The organism is Synechococcus sp. R6-10, from assembly GCF_047461815.1.
Classification (GTDB): Bacteria; Cyanobacteriota; Cyanobacteriia; order Thermostichales; family Thermostichaceae; genus Thermostichus.
Map to the genome: position 1 here is coordinate 1 of NZ_JANSHW010000018.1, position 6,137 is coordinate 6,137.

The 6,137-nt window shown below is 56.2% G+C and carries 5 protein-coding genes; 3 read left to right on the forward strand and 2 right to left on the reverse strand.

Annotated elements, in window-relative coordinates; translation table 11 throughout:
- A partial coding sequence (locus tag NW837_RS00575) for a serine/threonine protein kinase (RefSeq protein ID WP_414328785.1) occupies positions 1 to 1,597 on the reverse strand: 1,597 nt, incomplete at its 3' end.
- Positions 1,598 to 1,966: 369 nt separating this feature from the next.
- Here NW837_RS00575 and NW837_RS00580 point away from each other — a divergent pair.
- The 3 genes from NW837_RS00580 to NW837_RS00590 all read left to right on the forward strand — a co-directional run bounded on the left by NW837_RS00580 (position 1,967) and on the right by NW837_RS00590 (position 4,657).
- Positions 1,967 to 2,935 (forward strand): NAD(+) kinase, encoded by a 969-nt coding sequence (locus NW837_RS00580; RefSeq protein WP_414328788.1) that lies wholly within the window; start codon positions 1,967 to 1,969, stop codon positions 2,933 to 2,935.
- 59 nt (positions 2,936 to 2,994) lie between these two features.
- Positions 2,995 to 3,633 (forward strand): histidine phosphatase family protein, encoded by a 639-nt coding sequence (locus tag NW837_RS00585; protein WP_011432118.1) that lies wholly within the window; start codon positions 2,995 to 2,997, stop codon positions 3,631 to 3,633.
- A gap of 64 nt (positions 3,634 to 3,697) precedes the next feature.
- The gene (locus NW837_RS00590; RefSeq protein ID WP_414328786.1) at positions 3,698 to 4,657 is read left to right on the forward strand and encodes a patatin-like phospholipase family protein; all 960 of its coding nucleotides are present in this window, start codon (positions 3,698 to 3,700) and stop codon (positions 4,655 to 4,657) included.
- A gap of 104 nt (positions 4,658 to 4,761) precedes the next feature.
- Here the strand turns inward: NW837_RS00590 and NW837_RS00595 are convergent, their stop codons facing one another.
- Positions 4,762 to 5,805 carry a DUF58 domain-containing protein gene (locus tag NW837_RS00595; RefSeq protein ID WP_414328787.1) on the reverse strand — a complete coding sequence of 348 codons (1,044 nt, stop codon included), beginning with the start codon at positions 5,803 to 5,805 and terminating at the stop codon, positions 4,762 to 4,764.
- Between the last annotated feature and the right edge of the window lie 332 nt (positions 5,806 to 6,137).

Below are 6,137 nucleotides of genomic sequence, written 5' to 3' on the forward strand. Positions count from 1 at the left end.
TGGGTGTTGGTGCTGGAGTCGGGGTGGGTGTCGGCGTTGGAGTGGGAGCAGGTTCGAGTGTAGGTGTTGGGGTTACTTCAGCGGTAGGGATCGGATCCGGTTCTTCCCGGCTATCGCGGATCGTTGGGCGTGGCCACAGCAAAAAGGCGGCCAGCAAAGCCATAACGCCCAGGGATCCCCCGGCCAAAACCCACTTCAGGTTGCTGTCGGAAGGTTGCAGAACCGTTTGGGGGGCAGCTTGCCGCAGAGGGCGAGTGCGGGGAGTATCGGTTCGTGCCGGCGTGGCAGGGCGAGCGACAGGGGGATCCTGAACGGTCGGGAGAGCGTTGCTGGCTGGGATCACTGTGGAGGGCGTTTTGGGAGTTTCGCCCCCACTTTGGGGAGAGGGATCCGGTGTTTCCGGCAGAGCTTCTGCTGAGGAGGGTTCCCGCTCGGTGATGTAATAGGGGATCCCTGCACCTGGGGAGGGGGGAGAGACCGGCTCATCTTCGATGAGATCCAGATCCTCATCGCGGATATCTTCAAAGGCTCCAGAAGCTGATCCTGTATTGCGGGTGGTTTGGATTGGTGGCTTGGACTCAGAAGAGGGTGGAGCATCCTGTTGAGGCTTGGCACTGCCGGTGGGGATGATCACCGTGCTGGCCTGGCTGGTGGAGAGTTGAGTGGCCACTGTCAGGTCATAGGCTTGCAGCAGCCGCTCCCCTAGCTCCCGCATCGTTTGTGGTCGTTCGTCCGGGTTTTTTTTCAGGCAATCCATCACCACCGCTGCCAAGGGGGGTGGGATCGGCTGGGGAGCTGTATTGGGGTTGATCTCCAGGGGGCTTTCGTAGCAATGGGCGTGGATCCAACTGTGCAAAGAGTCAGTTTCCAATTGAAAGGGCATGGATCCCGTCAGCATCTCGTAGAGCACTACCCCAAAGGAGTAGATATCCGAGCGGGCATCCAAGGCTTTGCCCCGTATCTGTTCGGGAGAGGCGTAGCGAGCTGTGCCGATAAATCCTCCCCCTTTTTGGGTGCCCAGGCTGAGGGTGTGATCCGCCAGGGTTTTGGCCACGCCAAAGTCGAGGATTTTCAGTTGGGGGATAAGCTTGCCATTTTGAAAAACTTGCTCGATGAAGAGGTTGCTGGGTTTGATGTCGCGATGGATAACGCCTCGAATCTCGCGACCCTCTACCTTGGCCTGAAACGTGTGGGCAAAGTGCAGCCCCTCACAGGCCTGCAAGGCTAGTCGAACGGCTTGTCGAACCGGCAAAGCCCCTTTTTCTCGGATCAGCTTGCCCAGATCCTGCCCCTTGAGGTACTCCATCACCAAGTAGGCCTGCTCCCCCTCTTGGCCGTGATCCAAAACCTTGACGATGCGAGGATGCTGCCCCAGAAGGGTGCTAACGCGGATCTCTTCGGCAAAGCGACGGCGCAAGTCTGTCTGGAAGTCGCCCCGGCTCAGCAGCATGGGGGCATATAAGATCTTGACAGCTACCTCTTGGCCGTTGTTGTGTAAGTCTAAGGCGCGGAAGACGGATCCCATACCACCGCTACCAATTTCTTGAATCAGCTGGTAGCGGTTGCCCAAAATGCGGTTGGTGAGATCTGCGGTCATGGGTTTGCAGCTTGGAGAAGAGGAATTGCAGGGGGAATGTCCATACCATAAACCGAATTGCTGAGGTCTGCACCAGCCTACGCCGGTGGCTGAACTCAGGGATCCGGATTGGGGCCATCTGTTGGAAATGGCGGGGTTTTCGGTTGATTCTTCAAGGTGACTTCTCAGATTTACTTAACTGTTACTTAAAAGTTGTAGAAGAAAGCTCTGGCGGGGGCAGTGACGCTCAAGGGAGAGCTGCGGTGATCGGTTTCACCGTCCAAGAGAACATTTTCTGGTTAACTTTGGGGGGGATAGTCTGGATTATCCTGAGCAATCCCCAGTCTGAAGAAGGGGACAATCGACAGGGATCCCTTGATGAGGTTGACCATGGACTTGGGCTTGGTGGTGATTGCCTACAAAGAGGGGGATCGGGAGAGCAAAGCCGCCTGCCAGAGGTGTGCGGAGCAGTTGCGCCGGCGCGGTGTTACGGTGTTGACAGCTCCCACTGGCTTGCACCACAACCCCTACCCAGTCTTTTTGGAGGCCACCTCGGATCCCATCGATCTGGCAGTGGTGCTGGGGGGAGATGGCTCGGTGTTGGCGGCGGCACGATACCTAGCCTCCTATGGGATCCCGATTTTGCCAATCAAAGTGGGGGGTAGGCTGGGGTTTTTGGCCCAGTCGGAGCGGGTGCTGCAACAGGATCCCTGGGATCGCATTCAGGCAGGGGATTTTTTCTTGCAAGCCCGCATGATGTTGCAAGCCCAGATTTGGGAACAGCCGCAGTTGGGGCAAGGGGATCCCTTGGCCGCCCGTGGAGAGGGAAAGTCGCAAGGCCGTCCGGCCAGCGAAGTCTACTATGCCCTCAATGAGATCTGCCTGAAGCCGATCAACCGAGAACGGCTGCCTGCCGCGATCATGGAGATCGAGGTCAACGGAGAGATTTTGGATCAGTACCACGGGGATGGCGTGCTGGTGGCCACACCGACGGGATCCACCTCTTACACTCTGGCAGCCAATGGCCCCATCCTCGAGCCCACCCTCGACGCCATCATCATCACCCCTATTTGTCCCCTGAGTTTGTCTAGCCGTCCTATTGTCATCAGCGGCACAGCCAGGGTGGACATTTGGCCTCTTGCCGATCCCGAAGGGTTGACCCGCCTGTGGACAGATGGCGTGTTGGCTCAGTCGGTGAATCCCGGCCAGTGGGTTCACATTCAGCAAGCGCCTACACCGGCCAAGCTGATGATCCTGGAAAAAGATCTCTCCTACTTTCGCACTCTGCGGGAAAAGTTGCAGTGGGCGGGCAGCCGCATCTACATCCCCACCACCAACCACCGCCCCGAGGGGGGATAAGGAGAGCTTAAAGTTGGGCAGCTAGAGTGGCAAAGTTCGCTCCCATAAGCATATTTCCCATGAGCCTGAGACTTTACCTCCTTAGACACGGAGAAACTCCCTACAGCCGTTCCGGCAGCTTTTGCGGCGCTCTCGATCCCGACCTCACCCCCGAAGGCAAACAAATGGCAGAAGCCTTTGCCGCAGCCTATGCTGGGATCCCTTGGCAAGCTCTCTACGTCAGCCCAATGCGGCGCGCCTTGGCTACCCTAAGCCCCCTGGCCGAGAAAGTTGGCTTGGAGATGCAGATTCGAGAGGGCCTAAGAGAAATTCACTACGGCGAGTGGGAGGGCAAAACCCACGCTGAGGCGCAAGAAGCCTACCCAGAAGCCTATTGGCGCTGGATGACCGAGCCGGCCTGGAACGCGCCCCCAGGGGGGGAAACCGCCGTGCAAATTGCCAATCGGGCCATGCCGGTTGTGGCCGAGATCCAGGAAAAATGGACAGGCGGCCACGTCTTGATCGTCTCCCACAAGGCCACCATTCGGGTTATTCTCTGCAGCCTGCTGGGCATCGACCTGGGTCGCTACCGGGATCGCATTGAGGTTTTGGCCGCCTCGGTCAGCGTGGTCAAGTTCGACCGCTATGGCCCCCTTCTGGAAATCTTAGGGGAACGCAGTTATCTGCCTTCCGATCTGCGGGAAAGGGCAGGTACCTAATTGTTAGAGGGAGCAAGGTTTAGGATTCTTGAGGTCTTTTGGGTCTCTTTTTGAGGGAGCAATCATGGGCAAAAAACTGGGATTAGCACTGGGCAGCGGCGGAGCGAGGGGATGGGCTCATATTGGTGTGATTCGAGCTCTAGAGCGGGCTGGGATCTCCGTTGACTACATTGCTGGGACGAGCATTGGCGCTTTTGTGGGAGCCATTTATGCAGCGGGAGAACTGGATGAGCTGGAAGACTTTGTGCGAGATCTCAACTGGAAGATGATCCTGTCTTTGTTTGATGTGGTCTTTCCCACCTGTGGCCTGCTGGATGGCAACAAAATTTATGAGCTGCTGACAGAACATTTGCAAGAGCTGTGTATTGAAGAGGCCGGGATCCCCTTTTGCTGTGTGGCTACCGACTTGATCACAGGCCAGGAGGTGCTGTTGCGTTCGGGTAAAATGGCAGATGCCGTGCGGGCCAGCATCTCTATCCCAGGAATTTTCACTCCCTTTCACCACGAAGGGCGCTATCTCGGAGATGGAGGCATTGTCAATCCGGTGCCGGTGCGAGTGGTGCGGGAGATGGGGGCCGATGTTGTCATCGCGGTCAATCTCAACCATGTGGATCCCGCGGATGTGGAGTCGCAACTGGAAGAAACAGAGGTGGAAGAAACCCTTCAACGGCGACAGCGCTTGAATGCTGAAGGAGAAGTGATCGAAGAAGAAACCAACTTCATCACCCGCATTCGCAAACGCTATCAATCCCTACAACAAGGGATCCAAGAAAAAATTAGCCAATGGTTTCCAGATGAGCCCTCTGGTCCCAATATTTTCGACGTTATTGGCAAGACGTTGAACGTGATGGAGCAAATCGTTACCCGCAGTGTTTTAGCCGAACATCCGCCGGATTTGCTCTTACAACCCAAGCTGAGCCAGTATGGGATCTTCGATTTTCATCAAGCAGATCCGATTATTCAGGAGGGCTATCGACAAATGCGGCGGGCCATTCCAGAATTTCGACAAAAGTTGGAGCAGTGAACCACCACTTCTCCAGCAGTTCAACCTAAAGCTTTGCAAGGATCTGCAAGCCAAGCTTTCCAAACAATCTCAGATGGATCCTGCTATCAAAATGGGCCTGAAGCTCACTCAATTGGGATAAATTGCAACAGCGATCCCGTGTGGATGAGATGGGCCGGGGCAGATTTTCCATCCTGGTCGGGATGGGCCAGCAGCACACAGCGATCTTGAGGGGTGAGGTCAAACTTGACAGAGGGATCAGGTTCTCTTTCCAGTGGAGGGCTGAGCTGGGGATCCCCGACAAAAGTAAGTCGTGCCAACACGGTCAGCAGGTGATCTTGATGGGCCAGGTCTGACCCAAAAGGAGTCCGCTCTTGTAACGTAACAAGTGCTACTGGGTAACCTTCTCGCATCAAGTAGAAGAGGATCCCGGCACAGCGCTCTACAGCTCGCTCCAACTTGTCTCGATGGATCTCGGGCCTCTCTTTCTGGGGCTGCCAGCGATTTTCAAAACAGAGGGTGATGGCTTGGGATCGTGGACGCTCCAACTCCCGCACGATTAGTTGATCCCGTTTGGCCGAGATCTTCCAATGGACAGAGCGCACATCGTCCTGGGGGCGGTAGGGCCGTAAGCTCAGGTAGTCTCCCTCTCGACCAGGCTGGGGGCGCAATTGGTTGCCGCTGCTGAGCTGATCCCACAGCACCAATCCTTGAACCGAGGCAGGCCGCGGAAACACGATCACCGTTTGGGGATCCCTAATTGCCACCGCCTTGCGGAAGAGTTCAAATGGGAAGCTGGTGGCAACTTCAAAACCCTGCAACTGCCAGGCTCCCCGCCTTGAAAAAGTATGCTGGTAAAAAGTGTCCACCTTGGCACCGGGATCCACCCGCAAAACATAGCTGGAAGGCCAATCTTCCCGCCTCAGCCCCTCAATGCGTTCGCTCACCTGCAACGAGAAGCTGGGCAGGCGCCGTTTGCGATTGACCAGCGTGAGACCCACTAAGACAGGCTGGCCAGCGAAAATGCGGCTAGGCAACTGCCGGCTGACCTCCAGATCTTTGAGGGTAAGATCAGAGAGGGTACCACTGATGAGAATAAGGCTGAGCAGCATTCCCAGCAACAAATACAGGGGATTGTTGCCGGTGTTGAAAGCAGCAATACTTACCAACAGGGCGATCCCGACAAACCGCCCCCCAATACGGGTAAAGCGGAAGCGGCGCAGAAAACGAACCTGGCGCCCTGATTTCTGCTCTGAGGAGAAGATCCCCAGGCTTCCCGTCCGTTGAAGCAGTAATGGAACTAGTTTTCGGCTTAGTTTCCACAACACCGCAGTCCCCTCATCACTCGTTCATCCCCGGCCCCTCTCCAAAGGAGAAAGAGGTCTGGAATCTACAAGCTGCTTCAGTGTAATTTGAAATCACCATAACCAGTGCTACGGGCAGGTTTTTTCTGAGAGGATTTCAGCAATGGCCGCAGCCACCCGCTCTTGTTGACAGGTGG

Bases quoted from the DNA above. Each gene is read 5' to 3' on its own strand.
- NW837_RS00580 (WP_414328788.1), top strand. From the start codon at position 1,967: ATGGACTTGGGCTTGGTGGTGATTGCCTACAAAGAGGGGGATCGGGAG.
- NW837_RS00585 (WP_011432118.1), top strand. From the start codon at position 2,995: ATGAGCCTGAGACTTTACCTCCTTAGACACGGAGAAACTCCCTACAGC.
- NW837_RS00590 (WP_414328786.1), top strand. From the start codon at position 3,698: ATGGGCAAAAAACTGGGATTAGCACTGGGCAGCGGCGGAGCGAGGGGA.